The 19,502-nt window shown below is 36.1% G+C and carries 21 protein-coding genes; 13 read left to right on the plus strand and 8 right to left on the minus strand.

The window, feature by feature from the left end; all coding sequences use genetic code 11:
- The first annotated feature begins 29 nt into the window (after positions 1–29).
- Entirely contained in the window at positions 30–1,262 is a 1,233-nt protein-coding gene (gene nagZ, locus ACZ5N5_RS14210) for a beta-N-acetylhexosaminidase (protein WP_464372679.1), read from the plus strand.
- A 35-nt stretch (positions 1,263–1,297) separates the two neighbouring features.
- Here nagZ and mnhG read toward each other — a convergent pair whose 3' ends face one another.
- From mnhG to sda, 7 genes are all read right to left on the minus strand, one after another.
- Positions 1,298–1,672, minus strand: a complete 375-nt coding sequence (gene mnhG / locus ACZ5N5_RS14215; RefSeq protein WP_464372680.1) for a monovalent cation/H(+) antiporter subunit G — start codon at positions 1,670–1,672, stop codon at positions 1,298–1,300.
- Positions 1,653–1,967, minus strand: coding sequence for a Na(+)/H(+) antiporter subunit F1 (locus tag ACZ5N5_RS14220; protein ID WP_054787773.1), 315 nt, complete (start codon positions 1,965–1,967; stop codon positions 1,653–1,655). Before ACZ5N5_RS14220 ends, mnhG begins: the two co-directional genes overlap by 20 nt.
- Positions 1,964–2,440 carry a Na+/H+ antiporter subunit E gene (locus ACZ5N5_RS14225; RefSeq protein ID WP_109984101.1) on the minus strand — a complete coding sequence of 159 codons (477 nt, stop codon included), beginning with the start codon at positions 2,438–2,440 and terminating at the stop codon, positions 1,964–1,966. The genes ACZ5N5_RS14220 and ACZ5N5_RS14225 overlap by 4 nt, the downstream gene beginning before the upstream one ends.
- A 6-nt stretch (positions 2,441–2,446) precedes the next feature.
- Positions 2,447–3,928 (minus strand): Na+/H+ antiporter subunit D, encoded by a 1,482-nt coding sequence (locus ACZ5N5_RS14230; RefSeq protein WP_109984591.1) that lies wholly within the window; start codon positions 3,926–3,928, stop codon positions 2,447–2,449.
- Positions 3,921–4,262, minus strand: coding sequence for a Na(+)/H(+) antiporter subunit C (locus tag ACZ5N5_RS14235; RefSeq protein ID WP_054787772.1), 342 nt, complete (start codon positions 4,260–4,262; stop codon positions 3,921–3,923). The genes ACZ5N5_RS14230 and ACZ5N5_RS14235 overlap by 8 nt, the downstream gene beginning before the upstream one ends.
- Positions 4,263–6,596 (minus strand): Na+/H+ antiporter subunit A, encoded by a 2,334-nt coding sequence (locus tag ACZ5N5_RS14240; RefSeq protein WP_277678437.1) that lies wholly within the window; start codon positions 6,594–6,596, stop codon positions 4,263–4,265. It abuts the gene before it with no gap.
- Between the two features lie 330 nt (positions 6,597–6,926).
- Entirely contained in the window at positions 6,927–7,064 is a 138-nt protein-coding gene (sda, locus tag ACZ5N5_RS14245) for a sporulation histidine kinase inhibitor Sda (protein ID WP_109984103.1), read from the minus strand.
- Positions 7,065–7,590: 526 nt separating this feature from the next.
- Here sda and ACZ5N5_RS14250 point away from each other — a divergent pair.
- The 10 genes from ACZ5N5_RS14250 to ACZ5N5_RS14295 all read left to right on the plus strand — a co-directional run bounded on the left by ACZ5N5_RS14250 (position 7,591) and on the right by ACZ5N5_RS14295 (position 14,913).
- The gene (locus ACZ5N5_RS14250; protein WP_109984104.1) at positions 7,591–8,106 is read left to right on the plus strand and encodes a YqeG family HAD IIIA-type phosphatase; all 516 of its coding nucleotides are present in this window, start codon (positions 7,591–7,593) and stop codon (positions 8,104–8,106) included.
- A 2-nt stretch (positions 8,107–8,108) separates the two neighbouring features.
- Positions 8,109–9,209: a ribosome biogenesis GTPase YqeH gene (gene yqeH / locus ACZ5N5_RS14255; RefSeq protein WP_464372681.1), complete on the plus strand. Its 1,101-nt coding sequence runs from the start codon at positions 8,109–8,111 to the stop codon at positions 9,207–9,209.
- 21 nt (positions 9,210–9,230) lie between these two features.
- Positions 9,231–10,070 (plus strand): shikimate dehydrogenase, encoded by an 840-nt coding sequence (gene aroE, locus ACZ5N5_RS14260; protein ID WP_464372682.1) that lies wholly within the window; start codon positions 9,231–9,233, stop codon positions 10,068–10,070.
- Position 10,071: 1 nt separating this feature from the next.
- Positions 10,072–10,365: a ribosome assembly RNA-binding protein YhbY gene (yhbY, locus tag ACZ5N5_RS14265; protein ID WP_054787771.1), complete on the plus strand. Its 294-nt coding sequence runs from the start codon at positions 10,072–10,074 to the stop codon at positions 10,363–10,365.
- A 15-nt stretch (positions 10,366–10,380) separates the two neighbouring features.
- Entirely contained in the window at positions 10,381–10,947 is a 567-nt protein-coding gene (locus ACZ5N5_RS14270) for a nicotinate-nucleotide adenylyltransferase (protein ID WP_054787770.1), read from the plus strand.
- Positions 10,948–10,998: 51 nt separating this feature from the next.
- A complete protein-coding gene (gene yqeK, locus ACZ5N5_RS14275) occupies positions 10,999–11,571 on the plus strand; it encodes a bis(5'-nucleosyl)-tetraphosphatase (symmetrical) YqeK (protein WP_054787769.1) in 573 nt (190 codons plus the stop codon).
- On the plus strand, positions 11,571–11,915 hold the full coding sequence (gene rsfS / locus ACZ5N5_RS14280) for a ribosome silencing factor (RefSeq protein WP_054787768.1): 345 nt from the start codon (positions 11,571–11,573) through the stop codon (positions 11,913–11,915). Before yqeK ends, rsfS begins: the two co-directional genes overlap by 1 nt.
- Before the next feature lies 1 nt (position 11,916).
- Positions 11,917–12,666: a class I SAM-dependent DNA methyltransferase gene (locus ACZ5N5_RS14285; RefSeq protein ID WP_464372683.1), complete on the plus strand. Its 750-nt coding sequence runs from the start codon at positions 11,917–11,919 to the stop codon at positions 12,664–12,666.
- A 235-nt stretch (positions 12,667–12,901) separates the two neighbouring features.
- On the plus strand, positions 12,902–13,846 hold the full coding sequence (locus tag ACZ5N5_RS14290; RefSeq protein ID WP_464372684.1) for a helix-turn-helix transcriptional regulator: 945 nt from the start codon (positions 12,902–12,904) through the stop codon (positions 13,844–13,846).
- A 71-nt stretch (positions 13,847–13,917) separates the two neighbouring features.
- Entirely contained in the window at positions 13,918–14,913 is a 996-nt protein-coding gene (locus ACZ5N5_RS14295) for an LLM class flavin-dependent oxidoreductase (protein WP_109984110.1), read from the plus strand.
- A gap of 13 nt (positions 14,914–14,926) precedes the next feature.
- Here the strand turns inward: ACZ5N5_RS14295 and ACZ5N5_RS14300 are convergent, their stop codons facing one another.
- The gene (locus tag ACZ5N5_RS14300) at positions 14,927–15,466 is read right to left on the minus strand and encodes a TetR/AcrR family transcriptional regulator (protein WP_109984111.1); all 540 of its coding nucleotides are present in this window, start codon (positions 15,464–15,466) and stop codon (positions 14,927–14,929) included.
- 236 nt (positions 15,467–15,702) lie between these two features.
- Here ACZ5N5_RS14300 and ACZ5N5_RS14305 point away from each other — a divergent pair, with 236 nt between their 5' ends.
- Positions 15,703–17,709 carry an efflux RND transporter permease subunit gene (locus tag ACZ5N5_RS14305; protein ID WP_464373786.1) on the plus strand — a complete coding sequence of 669 codons (2,007 nt, stop codon included), beginning with the start codon at positions 15,703–15,705 and terminating at the stop codon, positions 17,707–17,709.
- Positions 17,709–19,490, plus strand: a complete 1,782-nt coding sequence (locus ACZ5N5_RS14310; protein ID WP_277678432.1) for a YhgE/Pip domain-containing protein — start codon at positions 17,709–17,711, stop codon at positions 19,488–19,490. Before ACZ5N5_RS14305 ends, ACZ5N5_RS14310 begins: the two co-directional genes overlap by 1 nt.
- The last annotated feature ends 12 nt before the right edge of the window (positions 19,491–19,502 follow it).

Raw genomic sequence — 19,502 nt, forward strand, 5'->3', positions numbered from 1 at the left:
CCATTAAATGTAAAAGGAAGGGATATCTAATGCACTCAAGAATATATTTTGTCATCATATTATTGGTGCTCTTGACTATTGCTATAATATATTTTATCAATGATGATCGAACGGCACACAATAATGAGTCGGATGATTCGAAGGGATTAGGCCACAACCATGATATAACTGATGAGGCAATAATAAATCAAATGAGTTTAGATGAAAAAATCGGTCAAATGATTTTTGCTGGAATTTCTGGTACTTCAGCTAATCAAAAAACGAAGGAATTAATTCATAAGTATAAAATCGGAGGAATTATTCTTTATGCTGAAAATATAGAAACATCTAAGCAAACCCTCCAATTATTGAATCAACTAAAAATGGAGAATGAGGATAACCCTCAGCCACTTCTGTTAGGAATTGATCAAGAAGGAGGAGATGTTTCAAGATTACCAAAGGAGATAATACATATTCCTACAAATCAAGAAATTGGAGCACGTAATAATTCGCAGTTCTCCTATGAAATTGGCACCCTTTTAGGAAAGGAGTTAAATGCATTTGGATTTAATCTTAATTTTGCTCCTGTTTTAGATGTAAACAGTAATCCAAATAACCCTGTTATTGGGGATAGATCATTTAGCAATGATACAGATGTTGTAAGCAAACTAGGAATAAAAACAATGAAAGGTATTCAATCTCAAAATGTCATTTCCGTGATTAAGCATTTCCCAGGTCATGGGGATACTTCTGTTGATTCTCATTTGAATCTACCAGTAGTGAATAAGTCACTTGAGCAGCTAGATGAATTGGAGCTACTCCCCTTTAAAGAAGCGATAGATAATGGTGCTGATGCTGTGATGATCGCTCATCTGTTATTACCAAAAATAGACGGCAAATTTCCTTCTTCCATGTCGAAAAAGGTTATAACAGATATTTTAAGGGAACAGCTTGCATTCGATGGAGTGGTAATTAGTGATGACATGACGATGAATGCTATAACAAACAATTATGATATGAAAGAAGCAGCGGTTGAATCCGTAAAGGCGGGAAGTGATATTATATTAGTTGCACATGATTATAATAAAATAATTGCCACTGTAGATACCTTGAAGCAGGCAGTAATCAAAGGGGAAATATCAGAGGATAGAATAAATGAGAGTGTCAGAAGAATCATTGGGCTAAAAAACAAATATACCATTAGAGATAAAAAGGTGAAATCCATTGATATAGAGACACTCAATCAATTCATTCGAAACATATTGAACCAATATTTCGAATGAAAGTAAAAAAGGAGAAAGCCGAAGCTATTCTCCACTTACTTTTTCTCCATTCGTTTGGCTTCTTCATATTCATCGCGAACGATGCCGTCTCTTGACCATGGCTTCACTTCCGACATATGTGCTGCACGACCGATCATATGAGCAGAAACAGGTGCCGTCAACAAGGTAAAAATAATACCAAGTATTAGCTTACCACTTACGATATCGTGTCGTGCATATAAAAAGATAAAAGCACCGATTAAAATCCCTGCAATACCAAGGGTAGAAGCTTTAGTAGCAGCATGTAGTCTTGTGAAAATATCAGGAAAGCGAATGACACCAATCGTTGCAGAAAAAATAAAAAATGTACCGAATATAAGTAACAAAATAACTAGACAAGCTAGTATGACCTCAATTATGCTTTCTGTCAATGATAACACCCTTTTCTAGAAATTTTGCTAAAGCGATCGTTCCAATAAAGAGAAGGATACCTATGAGTAAAATAACATCATTCAATTTAGTGGTATAAGTAAGAACGGCAACAAGACCGACCATTGCCATTAGGTTGATTCCAATTGCATCAAGTGCTACAGCACGATCTGGATTGGTAGGTCCTTTAATTACTCGATACAATAATAAGGCAATGGATATGCTAATAATAACTAAACAAATTATCGTAACAATAGGAATAACCTCATCTTCTAAAATTAACGAAAGCTCCTTCATCTTGTCACCTCCATTATCGCTTTCTCAAATGTATGTTTAATAGCGTCAATTGCTTCCTCTTTATCATTGATGTCCATCGCATGAATATAAATGACATCATGACTTTCGGAAACATCTACAGATAGCGTTCCTGGAGTTAGGCTAATAAGAGATGTTAGCATAGTAATTTCCCAATCTGTTCGTAATTCGGTTGGCATAGCGAAAATTCCTGGATTATATTTTCTACCGGGACGGTATACCCACTTCACAATCTCCAAATTAGCTAAAAGTAATTCTTTCAAAAATAGTAGTACTAGCTTGATGATTTTCCAAACACGATGTAAGTAAAATGCATCTGGTATAAATCTACCTAGAATAAATAAAAGCAATGCACCAAAGATAAAACCCGTTAAAAAAGAGGCGAAATGGTAGCTTTCATTTAAAAACATCCACATGACGGCAATGATCAAATTTAATAAAATTTGTAGTGGCATATTAGTTTACTCCTTTAGAACAGTATCCATATATATTTCTGGGTTCATCAGATATTCTCCAATTGACTCTATACTTGGATAGAACCATTCTGCCCCAACTCCTAGAAGAACATTGAAGAACAAAAGCAATGCAACAGGAAACACAAATCCACGTGCTACTCTTCGATTTGGTCGGATGTTTGGATCCTTTTCTCCCCAGAACCCTCTGATGAAAATACGCATAACAGATAATAGGATTAGCAAGCTAGAACCTAAGCCAATAATGGCAATTGCGATCTCTCCTTCTTCGAAAGCGCCTTTAAGTAATAGTAGCTTACCGATAAATCCACTAAATGGGGGAATACCAGCTAAAATGAAACATGCGATAAAAAACATCCAGCCTAATCCTGGGTAATAGTGGATAAATCCATGGATTTTACGAAGGTCGCTTGTTCCAGCTAAATAGGCCACGGCCCCAACTAATAAGAATAAGGCGGCCTTAATGATCATGTCATGTACTAAATAGAACACTGAGCCACTAAATCCTGTTTCATTGAACACGCCAATTCCGATTAATATAAAACCAATAGCTGGGATAATATTATAAGCAATAATAAGCTTTATATTATTCGTTGATAAGGCACCAATCACACCGAAAATAAGTGATAAACCGGCTATCCAGATAAAAAGATCGTGGGTAAAGGATGTCTCATATACGAAAATAAGTGTGAATACGCGAATAATCGAATAAATTCCAACCTTTGTTAATAATGCTCCAAATAGTGCGGAAACAACTGGATTTGGAACAATATATGATTTTGGTAACCAATAATAGAGTGGAAAAAGGGCCGCTTTCGTTGCAAATACAAAAAATAGAAGCATCCCAATTGTTGTTAGGATTCCTTTTTGTTCCACCTCTCCAACCCGTTCTGCAATTTGCGCCATATTTACTGTTCCTACAACAGAATATAGGAAAGCAACGGTAGTTACAAAAAGCATGGAGGAAAACAAATTAATCAATACATATTTGATAGATTCTCGCAGCTGAATTTTTTCTCCACCTAATACAATTAAACCATAAGATGCCATCAACAGAACCTCGAAGAAAACAAATAGGTTAAAGAGGTCTCCAGTTATAAAGGCACCAGAAACACCTGTGATTAACAAGAAGAAAAAAGTATAGAAATAAAATTCTTCTTGTTTTTGACTTAAGGATTTCGGAGCATAGAATGCACAAGCTACTCCAATAATATTCGTTGTTAAAACAAGACTAATGGATAACATATCTGCAACAAGCACGATACCAAATGGCGCCATCCAATCCCCAGCCTCTAAAACAACTGTTCCATTTTGCTGGACATACCATAGTGCCCCAGCTGTTACGAGTACATTGATTACCATCATTACTTGGGTAAAAATACGTACAACTCGCAACTTTTTTGGAAAAAAACTAGCGATAATAGCTGCTAGTAATGGTATGACAATTGGCAATACTGCTAAATTAGTAATCATTTTCGTTTCCCCTTAATTGATCCATATTATCTGTCCCATTTTCTTTAGAAGCTCTATAAGCTAACACAAGCAGGAGACTTGTTACACCAAAGCTAATAACGATCGAGGTTAAGATTAATGCTTGTGGTAAAGGATCTGTATAATTAGACAGACCTTCCTCTAAAATTGGAGGAGCACCTTGCTTCAGCTCTCCCATCGTTAGAATGAAAAGGTGAGCTCCATGTGAGATCAATGCAGTTCCGATAATAATCCGTAAAAGCTGTTTTTGTAGCAGGTTATAGATACCTGTGGTAAAAAGGACGCCTGCAAGGATAGATGTGATGATCTCCATTTATTCCGCCCCCTTTTTGTTTCGTAATTTAACTAGCCCATAGATAGCTAATGCTGCAATACCAAGCACAACTATTTCAAACATTGTATCAAGACCACGCATATCTACAAGAATGACATTGACAACATTATCTCCGCCCCCTAGGTCGTGGGAGGTCTCAATAAAGTATTCGGAAATAGTGTCAAATAGCTTCGTATTATGTGCTGAAATAGCAACAACAGTCATCAAAACTCCAAAACCAAGCGAGATCAATACATTCATTGATTTAACCGCCTTAGACTCAATGCGTTCGGTTAAATTAGGTAGATGATAGAAGCATAGTAGGAATAGTGCTACTGTTATGGTCTCCACTACAAGCTGCGTTAGCGCAAGGTCTGGTGCTTTATAGACAACGAATAACAACGAAAGTCCGTAACCTACCACACCTAAAATTAAGATTGCAGCGATTTTGTTATTAGTAAATATAGTTGCAATCGCAGCGGTAGCCATGGCAAGTGCGATTAAGATTTCAGGCACCGTAATAGGGGCAAGATTACTTGTATCCCAAGCAAAGCCGTTCGTTAGACCAAGTGCGGTAAAGCAACAGATAACAATCGTTAAAAGAATAAGCACCATATATCTTCTTAACGATCCATTCATGTACGTATTCGTAATTTTGGCTGAACTATTTTCTAGCTGTGCCAAAATGAAGTCATATGCCTTGTTTAGGCTTAGCTTTCCAGGTATGAAACGGTAAATCGATTGCCATCCTTTTCTTGAGATGGTTAAGACGATACCAAAGCCAACAACGGCTAAAGACATATAAAATGCTGGAATGAGTCCATGCCAGAATTGGATATGTGCTTTTACTGGTTCTCCGTAAATCGCTTCAGCTGCATGTGCTAGAATGGTTTCATTGAATAGAAATGGTGCTAGCCCGATAACCACAATTCCTAATACTAAAATAATAGGAGAGATTAGCATACCGAATGGTGCTTCATGAGGTTTTTTGGGAAGCTGATCAAACTGTTTCTTTCCTAGAAATGTTCCAAACACAAGATACATGGAGTAAACAAATGTAAATATACTTCCAAATACCGCTAAGTATGGAATGGCGTTACTTAATAGGTTCGCTAATTCCGATGTATATTCATTCAGGTGTAAGGATGAATCGAAGAATTTCTCCTTACTGTAAAAACCGTTCAAAAACGGTAATGGAACACCAGCCATTGAAAATGTACCAAAGAAGGCAAGAGTACCGGATATAGGCATTAAGGTGAAGAGACCACCAAGCTTGCGAATATCTCTTGTACCTGTTTCATGATCGACAATACCCGCAATCATGAACAAACTACCTTTAAATGTAGCATGATTTAAAATATGGAAAACAGCTGCAAAAATAGCAGCTTTTGTACCAAATCCCAACATTGTCATGATCATTCCAAGCTGACTAATCGTTGAAAATGCAAGAATACCTTTCAGATCGGTTTGTCGGACAGCCATGAAAGAGCCCCATACTAATGTAAGCACTCCAATACCGCTAACGAAGATAAAAAACCAATCACTCATGACGAAAATCGGACTAAAGCGGGCAACTAAAAAAATACCTGCCTTTACCATTGTTGCTGAGTGTAGATAAGCACTAACTGGTGTCGGTGCTTCCATCGCATCTGGTAACCAAATATGGAACGGAAATTGTGCTGATTTCGTAAACGCACCTAGTAAGACAAGTGCTAATATCCAACCGAAATAATCACTAGATAGGATAACATCTGCTTGTTCAATCATTGCTTGGATACTCGTTGTATTCGTAATAATAGATAGTAGGATGAAACCACCAAGCATACTTAATCCACCAAAAACGGTGATGAGCATGGATTTCAAAGCACCATACCTAGATCGTTCTTTATCATTCCAATAACCTATTAATAGGAATGAAGAGATAGAGGTTAACTCCCAGAAAGAGTAGAGAACAAACACATTATCAGACAGTACTACTCCTAGCATGGCTGTCATGAAGAGGAGTAAATAAACATAAAAATGTGATAATTTTTCTGAGGTATGCAAATAAAAAATGGAATAAAAAGTAACTAATGCTCCGATTCCACTAATTAGTAAAACAAACAAAAGACTTAATCCATCCAGATAGAAATCAATACCAATCTGAAGTGATGGAATCCAGCTATATTGTTCCATTACTGTGTCGAAATCTTTACCTATGAAGCGAACAAAGTAAATAAAGATAGCTAAAGGTGCTAATAATACAAAATAGCCAGTATGTATCTTTTCTTTCCATTTACTTAAAAAAGGTATGAAAATGGCCAATATCGCAGGTAAAAAGACTGCAAATAACATCTACTGATGATCCCCCTTGTAATTCTTTTTATAAAAAGAATGTCATGCATTATGTATCTATAGTATATTTTAATCTAAAATCGTGTAGTAATACAAGAGTTGTGTGCTCACTGTTAAGCTTGGTGAAAGGGAAATGACGAGATTCTTCCTATTTAAATTAAACGGAAAAAATATTTTTTAATCGAAGTATTTTCATGAATAGATGAACAATGAAATTTTTATGAGGCTCGTTTTTTATGAGGCGCTTATATAACATAAATTAGATAATATAAATCAATAAAAAAAGAAACACAGTTTGTGTTTCTTAACTTCGCTATAGGATGCTCAAGCTTAATTAGGGTATAAGTGATCCATCAGTGAACGCCGTTTCATTTCATTTTCCATCAGTTGGATGAATTCATAGCTAAGCTGTAGTTCGTTCGCTTTTTTATAAGACTCAATTAGTAATTCATCTGATAAATTTTCCAAACCGTGTCCCTCCATTTAATAGCATTCTAAGTCTGACACTTACATGCTTTTGTCCTTAACCACGATCTATTTCATTCTCTCTCTTTTATTTTTATTTATTATGGTTAATGTAGCATGAAATAGTTGAACGGACAAGTGTTAACTTATCTACAGATGACTGTTTATAACTTGTGGACAGCTTATCTACAAGATGTGCGTTTGTATTATTGATCTAGGTTTTGAGGTGTGGATTTTGTGAATAAAGTTATCCACAAAGGAATGTGTGTAGAAATTTGTCGAACGATTTATTAAAAAATGATGGAGGAACAGGTATAAATTAGTGCTTTATTTCATAAATAATGATATTTTGAAGATTTATGATAAATTTTTTGACGAATGAAAACATTTTGAAGTATAGCAGGGAAAATATTCCGGATGAGATTTTCTTGGAATGGACCTGATTCAAAATTGAACAAATCATTAAAATTGTATATCATAAGGAAAGATATAGGTTTTACGGAAATTATTTAATTGAGGTGGACAATCATTGCTAAAGAACTTTTTACCAAATGAACATGTAAAACGAGTATTAGATATTACTCCATCTAAGCTAAAAGAGATGGGGATTAAAGGAATTATTACCGATTTAGATAATACTCTTGTTGCATGGGATGTGAAAGATGCTACGCCAGAAATAATCAGCTGGTTTCAAGAAATGAAGGAACATGATATTAAAGTAACCATCATTTCAAATAATGACAGAGAAAGAGTCAGTGTATTTTCTGAGCCGTTAGAGGCTCCTTATGTATACAGTGCTAGAAAACCATTAATTCATGCCTTTAAACGAACTGCAAAGCAGATGAATCTATCCAAACAAGAGATTGTCGTAATTGGTGATCAACTAATGACAGATGTCCTTGGGGGAAATATGGCTGGATTTCATACGATACTGGTAGTACCAATTGTGGAAACAGATGGAAAGATTACAAGATTCAATCGGATGATGGAAAGACGGATATTGAATTGGATGCGCAAAAAAGGCATGATTACTTGGGAGGACTAAACATGAAAGCAATTTATTGTGAAGGCTGCGGAGTAGAGTTACAGTCAGAAAATAAGGAGAAAGCAGGCTACTTACCGAAAAGTGCATGGAACAATGAACATGTAATTTGTCAGCGCTGCTTTAGGCTTAAGCATTATAATGAAGTTCAAGATGTAGAATTTACTGATGATGATTATTTACGAATGATACATCAAATAAGTGACACAAATTGTCTCGTCGTTAAAATTGTTGATATATTCGATTTTAATGGAAGCTTTATATCAGGATTACAACGCTTAACTGGAAGTAATCCAATTATATTAATAGGTAATAAAGTAGATTTGCTACCAAAATCGACCAATCGAAATAAATTGATCCATTGGATGAAAAAAACAGCTAGCGATAATGGTCTGAAAGTTCAGGATGTTTTCTTAATTTCAGCTGCAAAAGGTCAAGGATTTCAGGAGGTAGAACAAGCAATTGAAGAAAAACGAAAAGGGCAAGATGTATATGTGGTCGGTTGTACAAATGTTGGTAAATCAACGTTTATTAATCAGTTAATCAATCGCTCGAGTGGAGTGGAAGATGCCATAACCACATCTTATTTTCCAGGAACAACCCTTGGTTTTATTCAAATACCATTGGATGATCATTCCTCTTTATTTGATACCCCAGGTGTAGTGAATCGATCTCAAATCGTCCATTACGTGACAGATAAAGACTTGAAATTAATTACACCTAAAAAGGAAATCAAGCCAAAGGTTTATCAGCTTCAAGATAAGCAGACACTCTTCTTTGGCGGATTTGCGCGACTCGATTTTGAAAGAGGAATGAAACAGTCCTTTATCGGTTATTTCTCCAATCAATTAATGATTCATCGTACGAAACTAGTGCAAGCAGATGAGTTTTATGAAAAGCATGTTGGAGAATTATTACAGCCACCAAGTGCTAAATCTTTAGAGCTTTTACCTCCACTGGTAAAGCAAACTGTCAAAATTTCACATGAAAGGACAGATATTGTCATTCCGGGGCTTGGTTGGGTAATGATTCCAGAAGGTGGTATTACGATTACTGTTCATGTACCGAAGGGTATCCATATATCGATAAGAAAGGCACTAATTTAATTAAGGGAGAGGGGAAATGATATGACCTTAAAGCTAGGCTTAATTGGTCATCCTATAAGCCATTCATTGTCTCCATGGATTCATGCAAAATTTATTGATTTAGCTGGTTTAAATGGGGAATATAAATTATATGAGGGTAATCCAAACCAATTACCTGATGTGTTAACACAATTAAAACAAAACAAAATAGATGGTTTTAATGTTACAATACCTTATAAACAAGTTGTTTTGGATTATTTGGATGAATTAGACTCGGATGCGGAAATATTAGGTGCCGTAAATACAGTAGTGAATCAACATGGTAAATGGAAGGGGTATAGCACGGATGGGGAAGGCTATGTACGTTCCATCATAGAGAGTTTTCCTAGTCTTTTAAACAAAGATACATCTGTGTTAATATTAGGAGCTGGGGGTGCAGCCAGAGGTATCTACCGAGCATTAGTACAGAAAAGGTTGAAGAGGGTGGATATTGCTAATCGCACACTTGACAAAGCGAAAGAACTATTACCATTAGGGAAAGATTTCACTCCTTCGGAAGTTTTAACCTTTCACACTGCTGAAAAAAATTTATCCCAATATGATTTAATTGTCCAAACAACCTCTGTTGGAATGAAACCAAAAGTTCAAGAGCAAATTATCCAACTAGATAATATAAGAAAAGATACAGTAGTTAGTGATATCGTGTACCAACCAATTATGACGAAAATTTTACAAGATGCAAAGGTTCATGGTGCGAGGATACATCACGGTCATGCCATGCTTTTATATCAGGGACAGCTAGCTTTTGAAAAATGGACAGGGGAAAAATTAGATGTCTCGCATCTTGTTGATGAATTGGAAGATAAGTTAAGAGGTGAATAATTTGAAATTAACAGGAAAGCAAAAACGCTTTTTACGTGCAGAAGCCCATCATTTGAATCCTATTTTTCAAGTAGGTAAGGATGGCGTCAATGATAATATGATCAAACAAATAGGGGAAGCACTCGAACGTCGAGAATTAATCAAAATTTCTATTTTGCAAAATTGTATGGAGGATAAAGATGAAGTTGCTGAATCATTAGCAGATGGTACAGATGCGCATATCGTTCAAATTATCGGCAATATTATTGTCCTTTATAAAGAATCGGAAAATCATAAAGAAATCTTGTTGCCATAATAAGAGGTGAATTTAATGAGGAAAATTGGCCTGTTCGGTGGTACTTTTGATCCGCCACATTATGGACATTTAATTATGGCTGAACAAGTATATGAAGCACTACAGCTAGATGAAATCTGGTTCATTCCGACGAACCAACCACCACATAAGGAGAATGCAAAATCCAAAGGGATGCTCCGATATGAAATGATTCAAACAGCTATTTCAGATCATTCAGCATTTAAAGCGGATCCCATCGAATTAGAACGAAATGGTAAATCCTATACGATTGATACGATTGCCTTTCTGCAAAAAAAACATCCTGATGTATGTTTTTACTTTATTATAGGTGGAGACATGGTTGAATATTTGCCAAAATGGCATCGAATAGATGAATTAATCGAACTTGTGACGTTTGTTGGTGTAAAACGCCCTGGATATCAGTTGGATTCAAAATATCAAGTGTTGGAAGTGGATATGCCTTTAATTGACATTTCCTCCACGATGATTCGGGAGAAGGTAGCGAATAGTCAATCTATTCGGTATCTAACACCATCCTCTGTCAGAAAACTAATTGATGATACACGGTTATATCTGTCATAATTCTAATCATACAATGAAATAACTCGTCTTTGAAGATTGAAGGAGTAGTTTATGGAAAGAAAACAAGCTTTAGCATTAGTGAAAGAGCAGTTAAGACCAAAAAGGTATGAGCATACAGTAAGAGTAACAGATACAGCAATATCACTTGCTAGGCATTACAAGCTTGATGTAAAAAAAATAGAGATCGCCGCCATCTTTCATGATTATGCCAAATATCGTAATCCCAATGAGATGAAGCGCTGGGTGCTCAGTGAGCAATTACCTCAAGATTTGTTAGAGTATGGGCCAGAGCTACTACATGGTCCTGTCGGCTCTATTATGATCGAAAAAGAAGTTGGAATAAAGGATCCCGAGATACAAAGTGCTATTTATTATCATACGACAGGGAAGCGAAATATGTCTCTTTTCGATCAAATTATTTTTATAGCTGATTATATAGAACCGGGTCGTTCTTTCCCAGGCGTAGAAGAAGTCCGTAGTGTGGTTTATCATGATATAAACAAGGCCTGCTGGCTGGCGGCAAGAAACACAATCGAATTTTTGATGGAGCACGAACAACCAATTTACCCCGATACTTTTCAGTTATATAATGAAGGTTTATGTAAAAACAGGGAGGAATGTTAATGGATAGTAAAGCATTAGTCGATTTAGTCGCAAAAGCATGTGACGATAAACGAGCGGAAAATATTGTAGTTCTAGATATGAAAGAGGTATCACTGATCGCCGATTATTTTTTAATCTGTGATGGATCAAATGAGCGTCAAGTTCAAGCTATTTCAAGAGAGCTTAAGGACGTAGCAGAGGAACAAGCTATTGAAGTAAAGCGAATGGAAGGCTTTGATCAAGCAAGATGGGTATTAGTTGATTTAGGAAATGTGGTTTGTCACGTCTTTCATCGAGACGAACGTGTTTATTATAATTTAGAAAAGCTATGGGGAGATGCCCCTCAATTAGAAGTGAAACTATAAGATGGTCTACTCTAAGTTAGCTTATATTTATGATTTGTTAATGGATGATGCTCCGTACGATGAATGGGAAGAGTTTATCCTTGATAACATAAAAAAACACCATCCTCATGCGAAGAAGGTCTTAGATCTTGGCTGTGGAACAGGTGAAATGAGTAATCGATTAGCAAGTAAGGGCTTCAGTGTTACAGGCATTGATTATTCAGAGGATATGTTGGCCTACGCACAGGCAGAAACAGAAGCACAGAACCTATCTGTAAGCTATCTTCATCAGGATATGCGTTCATTAGAAGGACTAGCACTTTTTGATGTTGTTATTAGCATTTGTGATGTTATGAATTATTTAACAGACGAAACAGATATAAAAAAAACACTCGAAAATATAGCTCATGTATTAAAAGATGATGGCATTTTCCTTTTTGATGTGCATAGCGTGAAGCATTTCAAGGAGAATATGGTGAATCAAACCTTCTCTGAGATCTATGATGATATATCCTATATCTGGTTTTGTGAAGAAGGGCAGTATGAAAATGAAGTGATTCATGACCTCACCTTTTTTATGGAAAAGGAAGGCGAAAATCTATATGAACGCTTCGATGAAATTCATTATCAGCGAACATTTCCTATAAAAACGTATCGAAGGCTTATATCAGAAGTAGGTCTAGAGATCATTGGTATTTTTACCGATTTTTCTAAAATAGAAAATAAGAATCCAGAAGCAGGCAATCGTATCTTTTTTGTCTGTAAAAAATAAGAACGTCCGTTAAGGACGTTTTTATTTTACGTTTGGAAAGCATAAAATTTTTGCAGAAGGTCGAGGCGGAGATTTTGAAGTTCAAAATTTAAACGCATCGCTAAAAGACGAGCGAATGCGAAATTTTCTAATGGGGAAAATACCAATTGTACTTTTAATGTGTAATATGACTCATTTATTACCATATATTATGTTATAATTAGGATGATGTGATCATATTAAAAGGGAGATCCTTATGAGTAAATTGAGTAATTGTCTTCAGATGATTCAGCTTCTAATGGCTAGAAATAAAATGAAAATTGAAGAATTAGCAGCAGAGCTTGAAGTGAAGCCTAGAATGATTCGTCAATATAAACAGGAGCTAGAGCTTGCTGGCATTTATATCGAAAGTGATCGAGGTGCGAATGGAGGGTATTATCTTGATAAAAAAACGATCCTACCAATTCGCAATTTTAGTTCTAAAGAGATTCAACATTTGCAAATTGCCGTGAAATCCTACCTATCTAGACAGCCAGAGCATGAACATATGTTAAGTAATGCCCTTGATAAAATAAAAGCAGCTCAACGTGATGAAGCACTTAGTAGTAAGCATTTTTACTTTGCTAATGATTATTTGATTAATGACAAAATTGGGGATCAATCCGAACATTATCAACTGCTTTATCAATCCTTTAACCAGCGGAAAAAAGTTGAAATCACTTATACAGCAGCATCCACTAATAAAGTGACAAAACGAGTGATTCATCCATATGCATTTGTTCTCTATGATGAGAATTTATACTGTGTGGCTTTCTGTGAACGAAAGCAGGAATTAAGAACCTTCAAAATCATACGAATTCAAAACGTAGTAACGACAAATCATCTATTTTATCTTCCAGAGGAATTTGATATTCGTAAACAATTCCCACAGTTAGGATTTATAAAAGCTCCGATGAAGGTAGATCTGATTATTGAACCCCCTTTTTCCAACCAGGTAAAGGAGTCCATTTATAGTGATGATCAAATTATCGAAGAATTGCCAAATAACGCGATCCGCTTTCAAGCAACACTCAATGGCGACCAATCTATCAAGAAATGGATTCTAGGTATGGGCGCAAAAGCGAGAGTTATTGGGCCATCTTCACTCAAACAAGAAATAGAAAAAGAAGCCCATCTCCTTCTCGACCATTACCAAAACTAGTTCAATTATTTCCCTTTTATATTTTAAAAACTTACAATGAGAATAGACATATGTAAAAGGGTGGGTATAGCATGAAACTAAGTGTATTAGATCAAGCCCCCATTTCCAGAGGATCTGATCCAATCAAGACATTAGAAAATACAGTGGCTCTTGCCAAAAAAGCAGAGGAGTTAGGCTATTCTCGTTACTGGATGGCGGAGCATCACAATGCAAATGGATTGGCAAGCATCGCCCCGGAAATAATTATAGCTCGAATTGCTTCCACTACGAAGCGAATACGGGTTGGATCTGGTGGTGTACTACTCCCACAATATAGTCCGCTAAAGGTTGCAGAAACATTTTTGTCACTTGAAGCATTATTTCCAAACAGGATTGACCTTGGAATTGGTCGTTCACCAGGTGGTTCACAATTAACAAGGAGCGCCTTATTAGACGGGCTGCCAAGAGAAATGGGGGAATTTCCTAGACAGCTCTCAGATGTACAAGGTTTCTTACATAATACACTACCAAGAGAGCATTCATTTCGCCTGGTAAAAGCAGGTCCTAGAATAGATCAAGCTCCTAGGCTCTGGTTGTTAGGATTATCAGAGAGGGCGGCAATAAATGCGGGAAGATTAGGTATCGGCTTTGTATTTGGGCATTTTATTCGTCCAGACAATGGGGAAGGCATTCTTCGAACCTATGTGGAAAGTTTCCAAGCGTCTGAAACATTTGATCGACCAAATAAAATGATATGTATTTTTGTGGTTTGCTCGGAAACACAAGAAAAAGCTGAGGAGCTTGCACTAAGTCAAGATAAATGGCTACTCCAAGTTGGTCAGGGAAGAGACACCAAAGTCCCATCAGTGGAAGAGGTCAAAAAGAAACCATTCACTTCATCAGAATTAAAACAGATAGAAAAAAATCGAAAAAGATGCATTATTGGGACTCCAGAAAAAGTAAAAACAGAACTAACACGTTTAAGTAAGTTGTACAACACAGATGAATTCATGATTATTACGAATATTTATGATTTTAAGGAGAAGGTAAACTCCTACCGATTAATTGCTGAAGTATTTTCGCTTTAAGGGTAGTGTCCTACTATCTGTTTACAAATAGGTTAATTAGTTCCGCCATTTCTTTTGGGGATTGCTTCGTACCATTATTCAACCAGTCCTTAATTACATGAATGGCACCACTTATGATAAAAGTAATGAAATAATCAGTCCGATCAGACTTTTCTGTCACGGCGTGATCCATTAAAATTTGCTTTGCTATAATCATCACTCTCTTCTGAAAGCTTGTTCCCGTATTTTGGTTGAGCAAAGTTTGACATACATGCTTTTGTTCAATGATATATTCTAGAAGAGTTTCTGTAAGCTGAAGAGACTCTTCTTCCTTGGCAAAATTACATTCCGTTAAATGCTTATTCATTTCTTCTATAATTTCCTCTTCAATCTGATGCAATAAATCGAGCGGATCTTTATAGTGCGTGTAAAAAGTAGAACGATTAATATCCGCCTCCATACATATCTCTTTTACAGTTATTGCAGATAAAGGTTTCTGATTTAACAAATGCATTAAGCTATCCTTTAGCACCATCCGGGTATATTTTTTGCGTCGATCCAGCCTTGCAGCCATTCTTAGAAGCCCCCCTTTTTTATTACAAAATAAATGTGAATTTTTTGTAACATTCCGACAAAAAATTAAAATATGTTGGAAATTAGACGTTATTTCTAAAACTGTTTGTTGATTAGGCAACACGGTGTCTATATAATGATATAGTGTAGTTTTAGATTTGGCAAGAGAGAGGATGATCCACGATTGATCTTTCAACAAAAATAATTAAAAACAAAAAAATTATCGTGGTTGTATTTATGGTAATTGCCTTGATTAGTTCGATCGCACAATTTGGCGTATCAGTTAATTATAATATGGTTGACTATTTACCAGAAGATGCACCGTCAATGACCGCAATGGACACAATGGAAGAAGAATTTGATGCAGCGGTTGCCAATACTCGAGTAATGATTAAAGATGTCACCGTCCAAGAAGCACTTGATTACAAAGAAAAGATAGCAGCAATTGATGGTGTAAGTGAAGTGATGTGGTTGGATGACGCTATTGATCTAAAGACACCATTAGAAATGGCAGATCAAGATACCGTGGAATCTTACTATAAAGATAAGGATGCCTTGTTATCTTTTCATATTCAAGAAGGGGAAGAAGTAGAGGTAACAGATAAGGTATATAAACTTATTGGCGAAGAAAATGCTATGTCCGGAGAGGCGCTTAATACAGCAAATTCTCAAAAGATGGCTGGAACAGAATCTGCCTATGCTGCTCTCTTATTAGTCCCGATTATTATTCTTATACTTGTTATATCCACTAATTCCTGGATGGAGCCAGTCTTCTTTTTAACTGCGATTGGAGTATCTGTGCTTGTTAATATGGGTACAAATATTTTTCTAGGTGAAGTATCCTTTGTTACACAGTCAGTTGCACCAATTCTTCAACTTGCTGTATCGCTTGACTATGCCATATTTCTGCTTCATAGCTTCTCAGATTTTCGACAGGAAGGAAAAGAACCAGTAGAAGCGATGCGTATGGCAATAAAGCGATCCTTTCCTGCGATTACAGCAAGTGCTTCGACGACCTTCTTTGGTTTTATGGCACTCAGTTTTATGAATTTCGAGATTGGCTCTGATTTGGGGATAAACCTTGTAAAAGGAATCCTGTTAAGCTTTATCTGTGTAATGATTTTCTTACCTGCTTTAACATTAACCTTCTATAAATGGATAGATAAAACGAAGCACAAGCCCATTATTCCTGCATTTAAAAATATTGGAAAAAGTGTATTAAAACTAAAAATACCTGTGTTAATACTCGTTTTTTTAATGATTGTCCCAGCTTATTTAGGACAAAGCAATACCAACTTTATTTATGGTACGGGCGAACAGCCTGAAAATACAAGAATTGGGCAAGATGAACTCGCTATTGAACAAACCTTTGGAAAGAATACTCCAATGGTATTACTTGTACCAAAAGGTGACATTGCAAAAGAAGAAGAGCTTGTACAGGATTTAGAAAAATTAGAGGAAGTATCGAGCGTGTTAGCTTATGTCAATACAGTGGATCCTGTGATTCCTCCAGAATATTTAGAGGAGTCTGTGACAGAACAATTCTATTCTGATCAATTTGTGCGAATTATTTTGAATACAAATCAAGACGCTGAAGGGGAAGCTGCCTTTACTCTGATCGAAAAGGTAGAAGAAATGGCTTCAGGATATTATGGAGAAGATGTTTATTCACTTGGAGAAAGTATTACCTTATATGATATCAAAAACACGGTAGAGAAGGATAATCAACTAGTCAATCTTTTAACAATTATAACGATTGCAATCGTGTTATTGGTGACTTTCCGCTCGATCACTATACCTATTGTCTTATTGCTTACCATTCAATCATCGGTCTGGATTAATTTATCTGTTCCGTATTTCACCGATACACCACTTGTATATGTCGGATATTTAATAATAAGTACAGTACAATTGGCCGCAACAGTTGACTATGCGATATTGTTAACAGAAGCATACGAAAAAAACCGTAAAGAAATGCCTGCAGTTCAGGCTATTAAAAAGACGATCGATGAAAAAATCTTTTCCATTTTAATTTCAGCATCGATCTTATCAAGTGTTGGCTTTATATTAGCATGGACCTCCTCCAATCCGATTGTCTCATCGATTGGGTTATTACTCGGTAGAGGAACATTACTCGCATTTATTATGGTAGTCTTTTTCCTACCAGCTTTGTTAGTCATACTGGATAAGGTCATCGAAAAAACAACATGGAAACCAAACTTTTTTAAAGGGAAGGGATCATGATGAAATTTAGTAAATTCGTGATATTAATGATTATAGGTTTACTACTATTTTCCTTTTTACCAGTTTCTATTGCTGCTGAGCAAGGAAGCTATAAGACGAAAGATGAAGTAGTTTACACAACCTTAAAGCCAAATGGATCACAGAAGGAAATGTATGTCGTTAATAGTTTTCAAATAAAGGAAAAAGGAGATCTCGAAGATTATGGCGATTATACAAGTGTCAAAAATCTAACAGATTTATCTGAAATGTCATTAGCAAAAAATAAAGTTTCCTTTACTGCCTCAACTGATACCTTTTTTTATCAAGGAAATCTTGAGGAGAAGCCATTACCATGGAATTTTGATATCTCTTATCAGCTAGATGGTAAAGTTATACCGCCAGACCAGTTGTTAGGGGAGGATGGACACTTGAAAATAGAGATAGCTACCTCTAAAAATGAAAATGCAGGGGATATCTTTTATGAAAATTATTTATTGCAAATCGCCTTAACATTAGACACTTCGAAATATGAAAATATCATTGCAGAGGAAGCGACTGTAGCGAATGCAGGAAAAAATAAGCAGATAAGCTTCACGTTAATGCCAGAGCAAGAACAAACATTTGTCCTAGAAGCAGATGTAGTAGATCTAGAATTAAACGGGATCGAGATCTCAGCTGTTCCATCTTCTATGTCAATCGATTCACCAAACGTGGATGAAATGACAGAGGATTTCCAATCCTTGTCTGATGCAACTGGAGAAATTAATGATGGTGTCGGTCAATTGCAGCAGGGTATCAGCGAATTAAATGATGGGGTGGCTAGCTTAGAAAATGGATCTAATCAATATCAGAATGGTATAAATGAGCTCGATAACGGTTCAGAGGAATTAATCAATGGCTCATCCGCAATAAATGAGGCACTAAGCAAAATGAAGGAATCACTAAATCAAGAGTTTGGAGCAGGAGACTTTACTGAGCTCATAAATGGGCTAAAGGAACTTGCAGATGGATTGGAGAGTACGGAGAAAGGCTTGTCTAGTTTACAAGAAAATTATGATAATGCGTATCAAGCTTTGGATCAAGCAATTACAGCAATTCCTGATTATGAAATTTCAAATGATGAGATTAATCAATTGAAGCAAAGCACCGATGATGAAAAAGTGGTTGATAAACTAGTCGAAACTTATAAGCAAGCTCGTAAAACAAAAGCAACATATAAACAAGTTAAAGAAGCTTTTTCGGTGGTAAGTCCAACCCTAAAGGAAGTCAATGGTTCCCTTACGAAGATGGTGACTTCTTTAAGAACCATGTCAAAAGAAATCACGAATGCTACAGATCCAGCCAACATCGAACAATCGGTTACTAAACTTCAAGAAGGTGTGTCACAACTAGCTAGTAAATATCAGGAATTTCACAATGGGCTAAAGGAATATACGAATGGAGTTCATAAGCTTTCCAATACCTATACAGATCTGGATGATGGAATATCTGAATTAGGTGAGGGTACAGAGGAATTGGAAAACGGAGCGAAGGAGTTACACAACGGTACAACCGAATTAGCTGATTCTACAAGCGAGATTCCGGAACAAATGCAAAAAGAAGTAGACGAGATGATCAATAAATATGATAAATCTGATTTTAAGGCCATATCTTTTGTATCTGAGAAAAATGAAAAGGTAGGTACCGTTCAGTTTGTCATTAAAACAGAAGATATAAAGAAATCGGATGATAAAGAGGAAGAGAAAGAAGAAGAGCAAAAAGAGAAAAGTTTTTGGGACAAATTATGGGATTTATTCCGCTAAGTAATTGGAAAG

The organism is Gracilibacillus sp. JCM 18966, from assembly GCF_055392695.1.